Genomic DNA, 19,222 nt, shown 5'->3' on the forward strand with positions numbered 1-19,222 from the left:
GTTAGAGACTTATATTATCAAATCTAACCAAATTGATCTAGGCAATCACATCGCCAATTGCAGCTATATGGTAAATCCGAAATATCATGGATAAGGATTTGACTATGTAATACACCATAAGGTAGGTTCACTGTTGTTAGTAGTAGTAGGGGGGCTACCTCAGTCGTAAATGCTGCTGTTACTTTACCTTTGGCTGCTATTAAGAACTCCATAGCATTGGGGTTCTATGAGCATGACGAAGGAGACCTAGGACGACGAGGTGCTTGGTGTAGTGCCTGTGAGGACCGTTGGCAGACAGCTGAAAGTGAAGAGGAGCAAGAGCAGTGGTTTGTCGACTGTGATTTTAAAATTGTTTGTGCTAATTGTTGGGATAACTCTAAAAAACAAAACATAGGTTAAGTATCCCGTCGAGGTAATGGCAATACTGATCGAAATCCTGATTTTTTTGTTGGAATAGGAACGATTAAGAGGTTATTGACCGTATGTTGTTTTAGTATATAGTTTTTTGAACGCATTGTAAACCGCTTGATGGATTACAGTCGCGTGTGTCTCTTCAGGCATATAATCAAATACGATATTCGTGTCCTTGTTGTTTCTAAGTATGTTATATAAGCTTTCGGCTTCCAAATACATTTTGGTGTCTTCTTCTCTGTTTGGAACGCCTAAATAAATGTTAACTTTCTTTTTTAAGTTCTGTTTTAAAAGCTGTTCTGCATTTTTTAACAGTATCCGCTCTCCCCACCAAAGACTAGGACTAATAATAATATAATCGTCAAATAAGTCTGACCGGTTCAAAAGGATTTCAGTAGTCAGAAGTCCAGCCAAAGATTCTCCAATAATAGTGTTTCGGGATCCAGTCTTATAGGATCGGTTTATATAGGGTTGTAACTCTTCTTGGATAAAGTCTATAAATTTGCCAGAACCACCATAGTGGGGGAAACTTGATTTTTGAAATCCCTCTTTCTCTATAAAGTCGGTGTTCTCCACAGCAAAAGTAAAATCTCTACGCCTTGTATTACCTTCTATGCCAATTACTATTGAACGCGGAAAACGGGCGATCCAAGGTTGGGTGTTGAAATGTACGGTCCCAGCTACATGCAGCCAATCTTCCTCTTTTCCCCCATCCAATACATAAATGACCGGATATTTTACAGTGTTCTGGGCGTTATATTCTTCAGGAAGGTATATGTTCAGCGTCCTTTTTTCATTTAGTATTTTTGAGTGTATGTAGTCCGATTTTCCTATCGTTAGTGGGGTACTCTTGAATTGGGCAAAAGTTAGGCCAATAAAGAAAATGTTTATTAGAAAGGATAGTGTCTTTTTGCTTGTCATGATTTCGGCAGGAATTACCAATTAGCCTTGGACTTAACCGATCAAATATAGCATAAAAAACAGTAGAGTATGTAGAGTTTTTATATTATGTTTTCCATTATGGTTTCCCGTATTGTTAAGAGCTTGGATTCCATTAAATTTGATTTCAAAAGCTTTATATGCGGATCACAGCCCAACAACATCTGATCGAAGATATACTTGATGCTATAGCAACAAGTAGCTATGGGATCGGAATTGCAATGAAATGCAATGTCAGCTCCAAGCTGGATGGCGATAATTCATACGTCGAATTTATTCCTAAGGATGGTTGCACTATAGAAATAAAGGACTGGTTTTGGTTCGGCTATCATATACGATAATCTACAGAGTAATTATTTCCCATTTTCTATGAGATCTTTTATCGTTATCGTCTGCTGTATATTTGCACCTTTTTCATCTTTCAAAGAATACCGCTTCTGCTTTAGAATGTAGTTTAAAAGAGCGTTTGTATTAGGTCAGGACTAATGTTAAGGAGAGTCTCCGCCAGTTCCGCTAGGTTATCTTTCGTCATGTTTCGCAAAAAGAAGAAATAAGTGAGCTCATTGACTAGTCCTGTACCCAGGACAGCAAGAAAGAGGTTTAGATAGTAATTCATTTGTTTTTTTCAATTGACGTTTCTAATAATCTCTCCCCCCATGTATTCAGTTTCCAAAGTACTTTAACCAATTCTTCGCCGAGGGCTGTGAGCGAATATTCCACACGTGGTGGGAGTTCGTTAAAGCTTTTTTTACGGAGAATGCCATCTTTCTCCAATTCCTTTAGTTGTTGGTTCAGCACCCTTCTGTCTACTTTTGCAATCCCCCTCAACATCTCGCTGGGGCGTTTTTCTCCCGCATTGATACGCCAGACAATGGGAACTTTCCATTTACCGCTGATGGCATTGACGGCAGATTCTAACGGGCATATTTTTTCTTCTATTGCTCTTTCCTTTGTTTTCATCAGTTGTGTTATTTTTTTATTGGATGTTGAGAACTCCCCCCGATGTTATCGTGGTCGTTTCCATAAAATTGACTTTTTTATCCCATAGTGGCAATAATGTGCGGTATTGTGGATTCCAATTTACTTTTAAAACTTTGTAAAAATAATAAAGAAAAAATGAAAAAATTAGCCGAACAGATTAATACACTGAACGAAAGTTTAGCAGAGCAACGTCCTGTTGAGATTTCGGAGGCGCTTGATAGATCTATTGCCGATTTGCGGGCTCAAAAATATAAAGCGAATTACATACAAAGGGTTGATATATATAGTTTTATTGAGAAGTTATGAGAGAAAGCAAACGAAAGGGAGCAAGAAGTACCAAAGATATTCCGGTGGAAATACAGAAACAGCTTGATCGTGGTGAGATTGAAACGGCCAACCTGGTGGAATGGTTGGCCGTAGATCAAAGGCTCTTATTAGAGAATTTGTTAATTGAGAATAATCGCACTGCATATCTAGCGTCTATTTTATCGAAAATCAATGATTTAGAGAAGAAGACGGTCAATACAATTAATGAAGTAATAGGAATAACGATTTTCAAACAAGTCGTAGCTCATAATGATTATGAGTTTCTTAAGGTATTAACCAACCATAAGGCCGATTTGATACGTTGTTGGGCAACTTATACGATCGGTCAGGATGAAAGACTTTCTATAGCGGAGTCGTTGAGTAGAATACAACCTTTTGCGGCAGATCTTCATTTTGGCGTACGAGAGATTTGTTGGATGGCATTAAGAAATAAAATAACTCAAAATCTGGCTGAAAGTATTGATATACTTTCAGAATGGGCTACGAGTGATGATAATAATATAAGGCGGTTTGCTACAGAGTCTATTAGACCTCGAGGAGTATGGTGTAGGCATATTAACGAGCTGAAAGAAAAACCGCAGTTGGCACTGCCGATATTAGAACGATTGAAATCCGATAGCGCAAGGTATGTACAAGATAGTGTTGGAAATTGGTTGAACGATGCCAGTAAAAGTCAACCGCTGTTCGTTGAGGAATTATGCAAACGTTGGGCGAACGAAAGTACGACTAAGGAGACAGCATATATAATCAAGAAAGCACTAAGAACGATTAATAAATAATCTAGCCCCCTATATGTATTCTAGCTCACCCGGAGACGATCCAGAATTTTATTTAGAAGCTTTTTTAATCAGTTTGAAAGCCCAGTCATAATGGCTTGACGTAGCCGAAATAAGATAAGAACCCAAAGACGTACTACCCGTCCATTTGTATTTTTTCTTTTCAAAAAGTTCGGAGTTTGTATGGTTGTCAATCAGTTCTTGAATCTTTCCGTAAGAGGTCATTAGGTTTTGTCTTACTTCTTGGAGATTCAAGGACTGACAATCCTCCCAGATCTTTTTGTTGAGTGCAGGTGTATCTTTCCAAGAATAACCAATAGCTGGCATTACAGGTTTTTCTCCTTTGCTGCCAGTTTTGTACCATTCGAGCATCAATAGGTGCCAATGATGTAGGTGCCCCAATACATCGCGTACATTCCTATTCATCGTTCCCAGAGGAAATTCAGCTTTAGGGTCGGGAAGATTATCAATCAGGGACAATAGTTTGTTAAAACTACTTTGACTCAGCGTGATCAGAGATTCTTTATTTGTGGGTCTTGCCATGGTGTAACTTGTATTTTTTCAAATGCCTGAGAAAAATCCTGAATGAGATCATGTAAATGTTCTATTCCAACGGAAACACGTAATAGCCCTCTATTTATACCTGCATCTTTTTTCTGCTGTAAAGAATGGTGTCCTCCCCACATACTGGCCGGATGAACAATTAAAGATTCTACGCCTCCTAAGCTGGCAGCATTGGTAAATATTTTTAGATTTTTTAGTGTTATCTGTGCATTTTCATATTGCTGATCTTCTGTTGCCCCCGCTACTTCTACACATAACATACCGGTAAATCCCTTCATTTGTTTTTTTGCTAACTCATGTTGCGGATGGGTAGATAGTCCCACATAAGAGACAGATTTAATATGTTTACTCTTCTGTAACCAATCAGCCAGTCGTTGGGCATTACTGTTGATCTGTCTTACGCGCATGGATAGGGTCTTCAGGCCGCGAAGCAATAACCATGAATCAAAAGGACTTAGTGTTGCACCCAGTACCAAAGACCTTTTCCAGACTTTTTGAATAAAATCTTTTGATCCACATACAGCACCCGCAGTTAGATCAGAGTGACCGCCTAGGTATTTTGTCGCGCTATGTACAATTACATCTATTCCAAATTCCGCTGGAGTTTGATTTATAGGAGAAGCAAAGGTATTATCGACCATAGTTACTATGTCGTTTTGTTTTCCTACTTCCCCAATAAAAGCTAAATCTGTGATATCTAGGTTGGGGTTGGAGGGAGTTTCTATATAGATAAGCTTCGTATTTGGTCTTAGTGCCTGTAGAAAAGCATCATTATTAGTTTGATCCACATAACTGACCTGTATATTAAAGTCTGTCAAAAACTCTTTAAAAAAAAGGGCTGTTCCGGAATAATGAGACCGTTGAGCGATTATATGGTCGCCTGCCTTAACCAATGCTAGCACAGCTGTACTTATGGCTGCCATGCCCGTAGCTAGTACTAATGCATCCTCCGTTTGTTCTAAAGAAGCTAAGATGGAAGCAACCTGACTACTCGTAGGGTTGCCATGCCGGTGGTAAAACTCAGGATGCTTAGTTTCGCTTGCAGCAATAACGTATTTATCGAGATTGTCGCTAGCTAAGTAGGTCGAACTTTGGAATATAGGAGCTACCACGGCATTTGTCCTATTATATTCCTTTCCAATATGTATACTGTTTGTTTCTAGTTCTGGCATGTCTTTAATTACTTATCTTTATTGACCAGTTGCTGGGGATAAATCCTTTACTTTTTTTGGATATAGTTTTGTGACAATGTATACCGTCAATACAGCTAATGGAAAGGAAATCAAAGCAGGATTTTCCAATTGATGCATCGCATTTCCTGCTCCTAATCCATATTTATCCCACATTGTTGGTGATGTCAATATAATTGCCAATGAAGATATAATCCCTGTCACTATTGATGCCGCTATTCCTGTAGAAGACGTCTTTTTCCAGAATAACAGGAAAAGGATTGCGGGCAGATTGGCAGAAGCAGCGATAGCAAAAGCCCATCCGACTAGGAAAGATACGTTTATTCCTTGGAAAGCCATTCCTAATAATATTGCGAAAACACCGACTACTACTGCTGCAATTTTACCCACCTTAACTTTTTTATCGTCGTCTAGATCTTTCTTGAGGTATACGTCAATAAAATCATGGGCTATTGCTCCTGAAGACGCAACTATAAGTCCTGCTACGGTACCTAAAACGGTGGCAAATGCGACTGCAGATATGATAGAGAATAGCGCTGCGCCAAATGCTCTTGCCAGTAGGGGAGCCGCCATATTGCTGGATTCGACATCCATAACACCGTTTACACCAGCGCCTAGGCCGATAAATAGTGTTAGAATATAGAAACCGCCGATAGCCGCTATAGCCAATATTGTCGACTTTCTAGCGTCACGTGGTGTTTTAACAGTGTAATACCGGATAAGGATGTGCGGTAATGCCGCAGTTCCTAAAAATAATGCAAGCATCAGTGATACAAAATCCATTTTACTCCACAGATTTGCATCGCTTCCTATTTTATATTTTAACCCGGGTAACATAAATTTGGAGCCAGAAGTCACCTCTGGATAGTAAACAGATACCTGGTCATTACCATCAGTAAGTTTTACCTGCAAAAACCGTACTACTTCACTATCCTTTATCGTAGAAAGAAATTCGAAAGGACCCAACGGTCCCGTTTGGGATAATTCCTGTCCATTGACAATAATTTTACTTAAATGTCCCACTTGATAAAACTTTCTGTTTTCTTTCACCTCACCATTATATAGTGAAGTTCCATCATTTTTTAGAGTGATGGTCAGCGTCTCTTTTAATAAGCTTTTGCCATCCTGTTTTTGCCAATCAAACCATCTTTCAATTCCATTTTGTTCCAGTTTAACAAACGTTTTATCCCCGCTCCGCTGTTGGGTAATGACGTTCCATCCTTGTACAGAAACAAGCTTGTCATCTTTGGTTTCAGGAGTTAGTTCTATAAACGTATGGTAATTGTTTTCCTTAAAATCAGGGGGAGTAGATAAGCCATTACGTAGAATATATACGGTCAGCGCCAATGATAGTACAATCAGTAATCCTCCTTTTAGAAATTGTACATAAGTCGTTGAAGCCATTCCTGCACTAGCTACAATTGCTATTACAATGGCACCGACCAGAATCACACCTGCCCAATGTGGAAGTCCTAATAACGGCATTACTAGGTCTCCTGCACCTACCATTTGTGGTATTAGGTAGAAGATTGAAATAATCAGGGTGCTTATTGAGGCAGTCAGTGTGATTGCCCTAGAATTGAATTTAGCATTTAAAGCATCAGTAAAAGTATACTTACCTAAGCGTTTGAAAGGCTCAGCTATAAGGAACAGGGCGACGATCCATCCTGCCAAAAAACCGATAGCATATAAAAAACCATCAAAACCAGCAATTGCAATCATTCCACAAATACCGAGAAACGAAGCCGCGGACAGGTAATCACCAGCGAATGCAATACCATTTACGGCCCAGTGAATCTGACCACCTGCGGCATAATAAGATGATGATGAACTTTTTTTTCTTCCGAAGTAAAAGGAAAGTCCTAACACTAAGCCTACGAAAATGAAAAAGAAAGCTAAAGCAGTGAAAGAAATATCGTATATCATTTGCTGCCTCCTTCCATTTGATTGTCTGCTTCCTCCGCCTGGTCTTCATATCGTGTGCAGTAATAGTTGTAGATTACACCTAAGATGACAGCAAAAATAATCAGTCCGATACCATATGTTAAAGCTAAATTGAGTCCGAAAAATACAGTTGTAGCTAGTAATTCGTATTTAAATACACCTAAGATTACAAAACCTGCATAACAGACTAAGTAAATAAAAAATAGGCTCACACCTAGTTTTGATTTTTGTTGAGTTAAGGCTTCTTTTTCCTCGGCAGTGTTATTGACATGCATAAGTTGAAGGGTTATTAAATTTATACTTGGTTTAAGTTTTCATAAAGTCGAAACCGACTTCTTACAATTTTACAAAAAAAACCTGATAACCAAGGTATACAAAACCATTTTCAAATAATTCTTTTTTAAACATGTTCGTGGTAACGTAAACCCCTTGCTATGGATCTAACTATAGTATGCTACTGTTCTTTAGAGATAATAGGATTATACCCTTTTCTTTCCATGTGGAACGACAGACTATAAAAAAACAAGTAGAAAAGAAATTGCTTTTGTTTTGGCATAGTGCTGATTATTTCTATTTTTGAAAAATCTTTTGAATAACTTAATGAAGAGAACCGTTCTGCTGTTTATCACATTATTTAATGTCGAGTTCCTTATGGCTCAGGCCTTGGTCCCGTCAGACAGCCTTCCAGAAAGCCATCCGATGGTGGAGATTGATAGCATTAAGCCCGTTGGTCAGTCTTTTATGCAAAAAGAGTTGGCAAAACGATCCGTAGCGCCGATCTTGTTATTTTCAGCTGCCGCAACCACATGGGGGACTCGAGAGCATATCCGGGATATCCGTAACCGTTATCTTCCTACTTTCAAAGCTAGATATGATGATTATCTCCAGTACGGTCCTGCAGCGGCAGTATATGCTTTAAAATTCGCTGGAATAAAAGGAAGAAATAATACAGGTAGAGCCACGCTTTCATACGCCACTAGTTTGGTCATCATGGGGGTGTTGGTCAACTCTATTAAGTATACAACTAGAGTGCAAAGACCGGAAGGCACGAAGAAGAACTCTTTTCCCTCCGGACACACTGCTATGGCATTTACCAATGCGGGTTTTCTTGATAAAGAGTACGGTCTGGTAAATCCGGCATATCGTATAGCGGGGTATGGTTCGGCTGCGCTTACAGGCCTTGGTAGAAATCTGAATAATCGACATTGGTTGCCCGATGTACTAGCAGGTGCTGGTGTAGGGATTCTTTCGAATGAATTGGGCTACTTTTTTATTGATAAATTTTACAAAAATAAAGGCGATAATCTAGGGCTCTTGTCAAGGGTCGAAGGGAATGATAACCCGTCTTTTCTTTCGCTTAAAGTAGGGACAGCTTTAGCAACTACCAATTTTTTCGAGCGTTCGGGGCTAGATGACCGTAAGCAAAAAGGATTTGAAGCAGGTTTTGAGGGTGCCTATTTCTTTTCAAAAAAATGGGGAATTGGTGGAGATATCGGTTTTGCGAGTTTTCCTGTCACACCGCTTAGAGATGACTGGTTAAATTTTGATGAGGAGCCCCACGAATATAGTATTGAGACCCAGTCTATGGGATTTCTTTCCATTGGTTTAGGTCCGTATTACTCCTATGAATTGTCTGATAGATTTTTGATTACCTTAAAAGCTACTGGTGGCTATACAGCGACATCGAGTGGTAAGGTTTTTATAAAATATAAAGACGATGGTGATAATGGGCAAATGATAGATGTCCAGGAAGAAGTAGCGCGTTATAAGCCTAAGCCGGCTTTTCGTTGGAATACTGGAGCTGCTTTTACCTACAAACTGAATAGGGAACTTGGGATTACAGCTTACTCCAATTACAATCAGATTAAATCAAAGATTCGCTATAATTTTGCTGATGGTGTCGAAGTTGACGAACATTTTAATGATGGGCTTAATAGCTTTACTGTCCAAGAAAAAATAAATTATTTTACGCTTGGTCTGCGGTTAACAGCATTTTTCTAAGAAAGGCAAAAAAATAGAGACTTTAGCCATGTTCCTATTTGGGAAATCGCATGGTCCAAAGAGCGTGTATGATAATCGTAGGCAGCTCGAGCAGAGGGCATAAGGGCTATAATTTTTGGATGCTCCCGATAGGGGTACATTCAAGCCTAGAATTTCTCCTGTCGATTTTTGTGATAGGCCCCCATGCAAAGTCAAACTTGCGAAGTGCAAATTTCATTACAATGGTAGAGGGATAATTAAAGGAAAGAAAATCTTTTTTTGATATTGTAAATATTTGCAATATTTTAGCGCAAAATTACATCATATAAACAAATAACAATTATGAAAAAAGTTTTACTTTCTTTGGGTGCCGCATTTCTGTTGGCATCAGGCGTACAGGCACAAATAAGTTACGGTGTGAAAGCCGGAGTTAATTTGCCCAAACAAGTTGTTAAAATCACAGGCGAAGGCGCAGATGTATCTTCATCATCTAAAGCTTCAACAAGTTTTTATGTTTCCGGCTATGCAAATATCTTTGCAGCGGAGAATTTCGCAATTCAACCAGGACTTTCTTTCCAGGGTAAAGGTGGGAAAATGGAGTTTGAGGGCGAGAAGGCAACATCTAATGTCCTGTCTTTGGATATTCCTGTTAATGCAGTATATTACATTCCTACCGGTAATACGGGTTCTGTTTTTTTAGGTGCAGGTCCTTATCTTGGTTTCCATTTGACTGGTAAAGAAAAGATGGGAGGCGAATCCAATGATATTTCAATAGGTTCAGGCAAAGACGATGATCTGAAATTATTGGATTACGGTTTGAATTTTCAGTTAGGTTATAAATTGGCTAATGGTTTTTTAATTAATGGAGGTTATGGTTTAGGCTTAGCCAACTTGATCAATGATGTTGATGTACCTAGTTTCAGCGTCAAAGGACACAATAGAATTCTTTCCTTTGGTGTAGGATTCGAGTTTTAGGACGGATTACAGGAATAGAAGCCCGAATCCGGAAAGGTAAGCCCTATTTACTGCGGAGCTATAAGCCTTCCTGGCAACCTGAAAAAATTAAGATAGCCATCCAGAACGACTGGGTGGCTATTACTTTTTATGATATTTCATTATTGAGGTGGGAATACGTCTTGTAAAATAATCGATTTAGATTATTGACGAAAGAAGAGGTAGAGGTGATGCGGATCAAAGAATCGGGCAGCGTATCTTTACACTCACCCAAGCGTATTAGCAGCTTTGTTTGTGTCGCGCTTGCTTGCATTGGAGAAGGTATTCCGTGGTATAGCATTTGGGGACGAGATGGTAGCACTAATTAATCACTGTATTTTTGTTTTGCGCTCCCAAGCCCCTTCTATAGACACACCTTTGCATGCCTTTTTGCCTTTCAAACACATCTATTACAGATCGAAAACAACCGTTAACTCTATGGGCATGATCGGCCCAATTCATATCGGAGGTTGGAAGTAGACTCCAAATCAAATGAGAAGTTAATCGGTTTCAACAAGACTATAAGATGCGGGGAGCTCGACGAAAGTCGGGCTTTTTGCATGTACAATTAGTATTTCCGAATATTGATAACTCCATTTTCATAGGTAAAATGTAGTTTTAGATATTTGTTGAATTGATTACGAATCTATTAATGTGAATGATTCAAAAATGCAGAGTTTTTTTTAACCTGTCAAAATTCAATCTTTTCTTGCAACTCCATATTTAACTTATTAGTTTTAGGGCGGGTATAACCAAGTTAACAATTTATCCGGTAGACCAGAGATCATGAAGACACCCCCTGATATAGACGACAAGGAACTGCTTTCACGAATGTGTGCGGGCGATCATCTCGCTTTTCAGGAGATCTATCAACGTTATCACGAACTCCTCTATATCTTCGCATATCGCAAGCTCAAGGATGAAGTAGAAGCCCGGGATGTAGTCCATGATGTGTTTGCCTGGCTGCTGGAAAAGGGTGCTTCGCTTTCGATAAATAGCACATTGTCCAGTTACCTCTACAAGTCTGTGCTGAACAAGATTTTCGATATCTTTCGTAAAAAAGATACCTTCCAGCGTTATGTCGATCGCGGCGAATATTATATTGATGTGGACAGTAAAGAGACGGATTACTTGATCCGTGAGAAAGACGTCAGGGCGCTTATCGATAACGAGATTGCTGCTATGCCTCCACGTATGCGTGAAGTTTACGAGCTGAAATACAGACAACATCTCACCCACGAAGAGATTGCCCAACAGTTGGGGATATCGCCCGAGACCGTAAAAACACATATCAAGCATGCTACCAAACACCTCAAAGATAAGCTGGGACTCGTGGTTTTTATAGTATATCTTCTCAATTGATGAAAAAATAATATATTGTTAGTCAATTGTTTGTGTTGTTTTGTTGTTTTTTTATAGTAATATTTACCCCAAAAGCTATGTTCTTACGCCTTAGTTATTGTAACCTGTGTGTACAAGAGCATCATGGAAAAAGAGAATATCAAAGATATCCTGCAGAAAGCCGGTAAAAAAGACATAACTCCCCAAGAGGAAGATAAAGTCCGTCTTTGGCTATTACAGCTGCACCAACAAGAGCCCTCGACATTGTCCGAGGAGCAGATAAAGGAGGCAGGTAGGCATATCTGGACGCGTCTGCAGCAGCCTCAACCGACTATCGATCCTGTTGTCCGACGTCTTTGGTCGAGATGGGTAGCAGCCGTAGCGATGGTCTGCTGCATAGCAGCCGGAGCACTCTATTACTTCAATATGTCCGATAACACGCCGCTTGAATCTGTTTACGGCGGAGATGTCACCCCCGGTAAAACGGGAGCCACCCTAACACTTGCAGATGGTACGCAGATCCACATCGATGATGCTCAAAGCGGTGACCTGGCCGAACAGTTCGGTGTAAAGATCAGTAAGGACGCAGACGGGCAAATTATATATGAGATCAACGATAAGGAAGCTCATGCTATTGGATACAATACACTTACCACGACGCGTGGAGAGCAGACCAAGGTGCGCTTACCCGATGGCACACTAGTATTTCTCAATGCATTGTCTTCGCTACGATACCCCACTTCTTTTGCAGATAATACAGAGCGGACTGTATCGCTAAGTGGGGAAGGGTATTTTCAGGTGACCAAGGCTTATCAGGATATAGCCGGAAAAAAGCAGGTACAGACTTTTGTGGTAGAGACCAACCAGCAGAAAGTACGCGTGCTCGGAACAAGATTTAATATCAATGCGTTTAATCCCGACTTGATCGTAACTACGCTCGAGGAAGGCGCAGTACTCGTTTCATCGACTGAAGCCACGCAGCGCTTACGCCCAGGCGAACAGGTGCATAATAACGGGCAGCAGATGATACTTGGACAAGCCAATATGGATGAAGTGCTCGGGTGGAAGGACGGCAATTTTATTTTTATGGGAGTCGGTATCCATACCGTGATGGAGCAGGTATCGCGGTGGTATGACGTAGACGTTGTGTACAATAGTCAGCAGATCGGAGGGCTCTTCTATGTCAATATATCACGCGATAAAAACCTTAGCGAAATATTGAGCGTATTGGAAAAAACAAGTGGTATTCGGTTCAAAATAGAAGGAAGGAGGGTAATCGTGGGCACGTAAACAATAAATCACATTAATACCATTACATAGGAAGGGTAACCTAATAAGCTGTCCCGGCGGTAACCGGAACAGCACAGTACGTTGCCTGACCAAAAACTAATGTTTTTTTATTAACCGCAGTATGCCTCAGACACAAGCAATGGCACGGCATACTGCATCAAGCAAGCTATGAACAAATGTACGGATTTTTACAAACAAATGCGCTGAAAGCGCTAATCCCAATCGGTATACGGTTGTTGCGGGTTCGGGTAACAGACGCCCGGTACCGTAGGGATTATAAGAAATGGATGATGAGAGCCAAATTGACCATACTTATCCTGACACTTTCTATGGTGCATCTGATGGCGTCCTCGTTGGCCCAACAGGTAACGCTATCGTTCAAAGGTGCAGCGCTCACGAGCGTTCTTTCGGAGATCAAAGCACAGTCGGGTTATGATTTTGTCATTTATACCGGGACGAAAATGCAGTCTGTCAAACCGGTATCTATACAGGTAGAGAAGATGGAGCTGACTAAAGTGCTGCATGAGATTTTTGACGGGCAACCATTGACCTACGAACTGGACAATAAAATCATTGTCATCCGGGAAAGGGCTAAAACCACCATGGCATCCTCCATCGCTAATCAAGAAAACATACTACAGCAGCCTATTCGTGGCCGCGTCACCAATGAAAAAGGAGAACCATTGATTGGTGCTTCCATTTATGTCCTCGATGCGCAGGGGAAGCGCACTACGGTACAGACCAAAACGGATGCGGAGGGAAACTTTGAAATAGTTCAATTAGGGGCTAGAGCCGGGCTTGAAGTTACATATTTAGGATATTCAACGCAAAGGATTTTTGGACGATCTGATATGGTAGAAATAAAGCTAAAGCCTTTTTCTGCTGAGGTGGATGAGGTAGAAGTCGTATCTACTGGATACCAAAAAATGCCCAAGGAAAGAGCTACGGGGAGCTTCGTGCAAATCGATAGTACGATATTGGCTTTACGGGTGACACCCAATATCTTATCAAGGTTGGATGGGGCTGCAGCAGGGCTTCAGTTCGATAATAGAACAGGTCGCTCTAAAATAAATGTTCGTGGTATCAATTCTTTAAACGAACTGAGCCAAAATCCATTGATCGTATTGGATAACTTTCCCTATGAGGGACGTATCGAAGATATTGATCCTGAAACGGTGGAATCCGTTACCATATTAAAAGATGCTGCCGCCACATCTATATGGGGAGTCAAGGCAGGCAACGGTGTTATTGTGATCAATAGGAAAAAGATTGGAAGTGATGAATCTGCTAAAATTTCGCTCAGTAGCAGGACAATTTTACAAGATCAAAGTGACTTGTTGGCCATTCCCGATATGTCTTCCGCTGATTTTATAGAGATGGAACGCATGCTGTATGACAAAGGCTTTTATAATAGTAAGCTCAATGCCGCAGATCAGAGGAGTTTGGTCTTGTCACCGGTTGTCCGCTTATTGGACGCTAATAAAAAAGGGAAGATGGATCTGGAAAGTATGGAATCTGCTTTCAGCGATTTTGCGCGGCAGGATTATAGAGAAGATCTGATGAAATACTTCTACAGAAACCCGCTCAATAATCAGTTTAATGTAAATATAGCTAAAGGTGGTAATAAATACGGTTTTGGGCTAACGGCGATGCTACAGCAGGACAGGGGAGAAAATAAATATGCTGCGCAACGTAAACTAAACGTAGGTATACAGAATACATTCATGCCCGTCAGGGGGTTGCAATTACGTTCACATGCAACTGTAGTTTACGCTAAAGTAACAGATAGGCCGCACGGGATGGGATACGGATATTCACCAGGAGGCGGTCTCTCCGGCATATATCCTTACCTGTCTCTTGTTGGAGCCGGTGGGACAGCTACCGAGGTGCCTAATGGATATAACCTCGATTATGTACGTACCGCAGGGAGCGGTTTGCTGATGGACTGGATTTATAGACCATATGAAGAGCATTTGTACAACAAGACCAGCACACTTAATTTTTACTTGAACAGTAATTTGGATCTACGTTACGAAATTGATAAGGGGATAGCATGGACTGTTATGCATGCGTTGGAGATGACGGATAGCAAAGGGCAGGTGCTAAATATGCAGGATTCCTACACTACGCGCGACCTCGTAAACCGGTATACCCAGATCGTCGGAGGCACGCCAAAATATATGTTGCCTAAAGGAGATATATTGACCAATAGCTTTTCGTCTGCATTTGCAAACAGATTTCGTACACAGATAGATATTAACAGAAAATTGTCCAAAATTGACCATCTGTCTGCAATCGTTGGTTTCGAAATCAGTGATCAGCCCATCTCGACACAGACTTATAGATCTTACGGATACAATAGCGAGATCCTGACCTCCGCAAAAGTAGATTATCTGACAAGTTATCCCATATTTGAAGGATTGTCATTCAATACGCCTATACCATTTGTGGATGCCTACAAGAGGAAGAATAGCAGAGTTATGTCGCTGTATGCGAATGCTGGTTATACCGTCTTGGATAAATACCAGCTATTCGGTTCAGTGCGTCGAGATGGTTCGAATAATTTTGGAAAGGAATCCAATGAAAAGTGGAATCCACTGTGGTCTTTTGGTTTTGCTTGGAATTTGAAGAAAGAAAGGTTCTTAGCCTATATTACTTGGCTGGATCAAGCTAAAATTAGAGGCACAATAGGGCACAGTGGCAATATTGGAGCTGGAGCACTCTCTAGACCGATATTGATTTATAGCGCTGCTCATCCTTATACCAATCTTCCGTATGCGACGATAAGTCTTCCGCCCAATCCAAAACTTAAATGGGAGGATGTCAAGATGTATAATTTAGGTCTGGATATGGGATTTTTAGGGCAGAGTCTGTCAGGATCAATCGATTTATTCTGGAAGCACTCCACAGATCTGATCAGTAATGATCCGATAGATCCTACAACAGGTCTAGCTACGGCCCAGCGTAATGTAGGCGAATTAAAAGGTAGGGGTATAGATGTCGCTTTGAGATATAAAACGAATATATCGCAGATACAGGTGTCTAGTATTTTTAATATGAGCTATGTCAAGGATAGGGTGGAGACCTATAATGGGACCTTGATGAGTGCGATGAGTTATATGGGAAGTAAAGGAGAGAGTATCCGCCCCATTACAGGACAGCGACTGTACCCGCTTTATAGCTTTCGATCTGCTGGTCTTGATCCTGATAATGGAGATCCACGCGGATATTACAAAGGTGAGATTTCAAAAGACTACGCCAAGATCACGACCGATTCGCTACAGTACCACACCTTTCATGGTACTTCGTTGCCTCCATACTATGGTAATTTTAATCTTAATATCAGTTATCGTGGCTTTACAGTTTCTTCCAATGTACAGTTTAAGTTTGGTCATTACTTCCGTAAAAATAGTATCAACTATGGATCAGCATATCGATATCAAGATATACATGAAGACTTTCAGTACCGATGGCAGAAGTCTGGAGATGAACAGTATACCAATGTGCCATCTATGCCTTATCCTGCTGTAACGGCTAGAGATAATTTTTATAATTATTCGGATGTACTGGTGCATAAAGGTGATTTGATTAGGCTCAATGATATAGGTGCATCCTATCGATTCAAGGGGAGGATAGGACAGCGGAGTATACATACTGCCATCAGTCTGAACTGCTCTAATGTTGGTCTTTTATGGCGCAGGAATAGTGTGGGGGTAGATCCTGATTATAACAATCTGCCTGCCCCGCGGTCCTATGGATTTAATGTGACATTTAACTATTGATTGCAATGAAAAATATACTTAAAACAATAATAGCTATTGGATTACTTTCTTCCTGTAGTGGCTTTCTTGATGAAAAACCGGATAGTTCGATAACCCATCCGAATACGTATGCGGATCTACAGGCCTTGCTCGATGCACTTAATTCTATAAATACATCCCGTTTTCCATCTCTTCTTGAGATTGGAACAGACAATTATTTTGTGCCGGACGACGCGTTGAATAGTGTGACAGATTTTGAGCGAGATAATTACATATGGCAAAAAGAGCCACTTTATCAAAACATAAATAGAAATGTAGAATGGTTGGGACCCAGTGTTCCTGTGATGTATGCGAATATCGTACTGGATGAAATCGAAAACATAGCTCCTAGAGGCAAGCCAGATGACAAAAGGGTCAAAAGCGAGCTCATCGCATCTGCAAGGTTTATACGAGCATTTAGTTTTTTTAATTTTGCTCAGGTTTATGCGCCTGCGTATGGTTTGGATCTTGATAATCCCGATTTAGGGATTGTTATGCGACTTACTGCTGATTTTAACGTGCCAAGTAAAAGATCTTCCGTCCGTGCTACCTATGATCAGATACACAGTGATCTTGTTCTTGCTGTTCCAGATTTACCGAGCAAGCCGCTAGTGACCACTAGGCCAGGCAAAGCCGCTGGTTTTGCGCTTCTAGCACGGACGGCTTTGGTCATGCAAGATCTAGAATCTGCTTTGCGATATGCTGATACGGCCTTGTTTTATCAATCGGAGCTTATCGATTATAACCATGTATCAACAACGGCAACAGCTCCATTTCCTCAGTTTAATGCCGAGACGGTATACTTTGCATCAAGTTCGGGAGCAGCTATTCTACATCCGCAGACAGCACGTATCGACTCCAATTTATACAATAGCTATGCCGATAATGATCTAAGAAAAAACGTCTTTTTTAAACGCAATAATGATGGTTATTATTCTTTCAAAGGAAGTTATTTAGGAGAGGTCAGTGGTTCTTTTTTTTCAGGTATTTCTACGGCAGAGATATATCTGATTAAAGCCGAATGTGAAGTCCGGCTACAACAAATGGATGAGGCAAACCATACCATCAATCAGTTTCTCAAAAATCGTGTCAACAAAGATAGTTTTCAGCCCTACGACCTGCGAGAGATGACGGATCCTATTGGTTTTGTACTGAAAGAACGTAGAAAGGAGCTGATTATGAGAGGACTTAGGTGGAGTGATCTAAAAAGACTGAACGTGAGCGAAACACATGCTATTAGCTTGATTCGCTCCTTCAACCAACATGTATACACTTTGGCACCCAATGACCTCCGCTATAATTTTCTGATTCCACAACCTATTATAGAGTTTACAGGTATACCTCAAAATAGAAGATAATATGAAGCAAATAATAATATTGATTTTGATGATCGCTTTTCTTCCATCATATGCACAATATGGCAATGAAGGAGATCGATTTTCTGTAACTCAAATACAGAATGTATTACATGTTGAAAATGAGACTATTTACCTAGAGAGGCTTTCTGGCAAAGGTATTCTTTTAGACTTTGGTGGTTTAAGATGTCCCCCCTGTATTGCATCTGTCAAAAAATTAGATAAGCTACTACAGCAGTATCATAATAGGTTAGAGGTGTTTTTTGTTACAAAAACAAAAAAACAGGACTTGACAGATTTTTTTGAAAGCAAAATGCAAGTCGATTATGTAAGGCTTGTGTATGAAGATTCTGTTTTAAACAATCTTTTTCCTCATCGGGGTGAGCCCCACTTGGTGTGGATAGATTCTGAAAGACGAATACGTTATATTACGGAAGGTGACCTGGTGTCAGAGGAGTTTATCGACGATTTTCTGGCAGATAAGATTGATTATAAAATCCCAAGAAAACTAGATATGGTATACGACCCTAGTGAAAGCGCGCTTTTGACTCGGAGTAATTGTGGGTTTGATGTTGACGAATTGGCGATGATGAACTATACGTTAATCGGGAAATATAAAGAAGGGTACCGATGGAAGCAATATCGCCTTGTGGATTCAGTAGCAGGCTCGGTCAGGGTAGGCGGTGTCAATGTACCTATATTGAAGATATACCGTACTATTTTAGGATTGCCCAATTTGAGTAGATCGCGGGTCATCTGTCAGGGATTTCCTTATGATAGATTGGAGCATGTTGATAATGAATCTCCGTTATCACTCTGGGATATGGACAATACATACTTCTATGAAGTGAAAGGGAAGCTTTCAATGGGAGAGAAGGAATTCCAAAAATATGTTATGAATAATCTTGATGGGTTTATGGGGTGGTCCTCGAATTTCAGTAAGATCAACAGAAAGAGTTATATCATAAAGAGGATGCCGTCTCGCAGAGGGAATACAACTTCTAATGTATCGATCTCAGGTGATAGAACGCTTTTGGACTGGATGAACGAGACCGATGATATTTATGCCGGTACTCCGGTTGTATTAGAGCAAGGTCTGGAAAGAAGGGAGCTTTATAGAATAAAAATAGGTAATGATTTTGATCCCCAAAACAGAGATGATTTAAGCCAACTTGAAGCTCATGGTATAACCATAGAGCTTCAAGTCATTCCTGTGGAAACATTAATAATCAGAAAAGAAATTTTTTAATTTTTCATCGTTACTGTTTCGTTCGGACCATTTAATTGTGCATGTTCAATGCGGTCTTGTATACTTTGACCAGGGACAGTTG

17 protein-coding genes are annotated in these 19,222 nt (G+C 40.4%); 11 read left to right on the forward strand and 6 right to left on the reverse strand.

The window, feature by feature from the left end; all coding sequences use genetic code 11:
• Positions 1–189 precede the first annotated feature (189 nt).
• Entirely contained in the window at positions 190–399 is a 210-nt protein-coding gene (locus tag JKG61_RS01825; RefSeq protein WP_202101278.1) for a hypothetical protein, read from the forward strand.
• A 72-nt stretch (positions 400–471) separates the two neighbouring features.
• On the opposite strand, the gene JKG61_RS01830 is transcribed toward JKG61_RS01825, so the two are convergent.
• A complete protein-coding gene (locus JKG61_RS01830; protein WP_202101279.1) occupies positions 472–1,332 on the reverse strand; it encodes an alpha/beta hydrolase in 861 nt (286 codons plus the stop codon).
• Between the two features lie 158 nt (positions 1,333–1,490).
• Between JKG61_RS01830 and JKG61_RS01835 the strand changes: the two genes are divergently transcribed.
• Entirely contained in the window at positions 1,491–1,691 is a 201-nt protein-coding gene (locus JKG61_RS01835; RefSeq protein ID WP_202101280.1) for a hypothetical protein, read from the forward strand.
• Between the two features lie 271 nt (positions 1,692–1,962).
• Here JKG61_RS01835 and JKG61_RS01840 read toward each other — a convergent pair whose 3' ends face one another.
• Positions 1,963–2,310, reverse strand: coding sequence for a winged helix-turn-helix transcriptional regulator (locus JKG61_RS01840; RefSeq protein WP_202101281.1), 348 nt, complete (start codon positions 2,308–2,310; stop codon positions 1,963–1,965).
• A 108-nt stretch (positions 2,311–2,418) separates the two neighbouring features.
• Here JKG61_RS01840 and JKG61_RS01845 point away from each other — a divergent pair, with 108 nt between their 5' ends.
• Both JKG61_RS01845 and JKG61_RS01850 read left to right on the forward strand, forming a co-directional pair.
• Positions 2,419–2,637: a hypothetical protein gene (locus JKG61_RS01845; protein ID WP_202101282.1), complete on the forward strand. Its 219-nt coding sequence runs from the start codon at positions 2,419–2,421 to the stop codon at positions 2,635–2,637.
• Complete coding sequence (locus JKG61_RS01850; RefSeq protein WP_202101283.1) at positions 2,634–3,437, forward strand: DNA alkylation repair protein; 804 nt, start codon at positions 2,634–2,636, stop codon at positions 3,435–3,437. Before JKG61_RS01845 ends, JKG61_RS01850 begins: the two co-directional genes overlap by 4 nt.
• A gap of 48 nt (positions 3,438–3,485) precedes the next feature.
• Here JKG61_RS01850 and JKG61_RS01855 read toward each other — a convergent pair whose 3' ends face one another.
• The 4 genes from JKG61_RS01855 to JKG61_RS01870 are packed head-to-tail and all read right to left on the reverse strand — an operon-like array spanning position 3,486 to position 7,407.
• On the reverse strand, positions 3,486–3,977 hold the full coding sequence (locus JKG61_RS01855; RefSeq protein WP_202101284.1) for a ClbS/DfsB family four-helix bundle protein: 492 nt from the start codon (positions 3,975–3,977) through the stop codon (positions 3,486–3,488).
• Positions 3,947–5,170, reverse strand: a complete 1,224-nt coding sequence (locus JKG61_RS01860; protein WP_202101285.1) for a trans-sulfuration enzyme family protein — start codon at positions 5,168–5,170, stop codon at positions 3,947–3,949. Before JKG61_RS01860 ends, JKG61_RS01855 begins: the two co-directional genes overlap by 31 nt.
• An 18-nt stretch (positions 5,171–5,188) precedes the next feature.
• Entirely contained in the window at positions 5,189–7,114 is a 1,926-nt protein-coding gene (locus JKG61_RS01865) for a solute symporter family protein (RefSeq protein WP_202101286.1), read from the reverse strand.
• Entirely contained in the window at positions 7,111–7,407 is a 297-nt protein-coding gene (locus tag JKG61_RS01870) for a DUF485 domain-containing protein (RefSeq protein WP_202101287.1), read from the reverse strand. Before JKG61_RS01870 ends, JKG61_RS01865 begins: the two co-directional genes overlap by 4 nt.
• A 325-nt stretch (positions 7,408–7,732) precedes the next feature.
• On the opposite strand from JKG61_RS01870, the gene JKG61_RS01875 reads away from it, so the two are divergent.
• The 7 genes from JKG61_RS01875 to JKG61_RS01905 all read left to right on the forward strand — a co-directional run bounded on the left by JKG61_RS01875 (position 7,733) and on the right by JKG61_RS01905 (position 19,140).
• A complete protein-coding gene (locus JKG61_RS01875) occupies positions 7,733–9,133 on the forward strand; it encodes a phosphatase PAP2 family protein (protein WP_202101288.1) in 1,401 nt (466 codons plus the stop codon).
• Positions 9,134–9,454: 321 nt separating this feature from the next.
• Positions 9,455–10,087, forward strand: coding sequence for a porin family protein (locus JKG61_RS01880; protein WP_202101289.1), 633 nt, complete (start codon positions 9,455–9,457; stop codon positions 10,085–10,087).
• Positions 10,088–10,891: 804 nt separating this feature from the next.
• A complete protein-coding gene (locus JKG61_RS01885; RefSeq protein ID WP_202101290.1) occupies positions 10,892–11,467 on the forward strand; it encodes an RNA polymerase sigma factor in 576 nt (191 codons plus the stop codon).
• A 123-nt stretch (positions 11,468–11,590) separates the two neighbouring features.
• Complete coding sequence (locus tag JKG61_RS01890) at positions 11,591–12,736, forward strand: FecR family protein (RefSeq protein ID WP_202101291.1); 1,146 nt, start codon at positions 11,591–11,593, stop codon at positions 12,734–12,736.
• A 176-nt stretch (positions 12,737–12,912) separates the two neighbouring features.
• A complete protein-coding gene (locus JKG61_RS01895; protein WP_202101292.1) occupies positions 12,913–16,518 on the forward strand; it encodes a SusC/RagA family TonB-linked outer membrane protein in 3,606 nt (1,201 codons plus the stop codon).
• 5 nt (positions 16,519–16,523) lie between these two features.
• The gene (locus JKG61_RS01900) at positions 16,524–17,894 is read left to right on the forward strand and encodes a RagB/SusD family nutrient uptake outer membrane protein (RefSeq protein WP_202101293.1); all 1,371 of its coding nucleotides are present in this window, start codon (positions 16,524–16,526) and stop codon (positions 17,892–17,894) included.
• Between the two features lies 1 nt (position 17,895).
• On the forward strand, positions 17,896–19,140 hold the full coding sequence (locus JKG61_RS01905) for a TlpA family protein disulfide reductase (RefSeq protein WP_202101294.1): 1,245 nt from the start codon (positions 17,896–17,898) through the stop codon (positions 19,138–19,140).
• Positions 19,141–19,222: the final 82 nt, after the last annotated feature.

The sequence above is a fragment of the Sphingobacterium faecale genome, assembly GCF_016746095.1.
GTDB lineage: Bacteria > Bacteroidota > Bacteroidia > Sphingobacteriales > Sphingobacteriaceae > Sphingobacterium > Sphingobacterium faecale.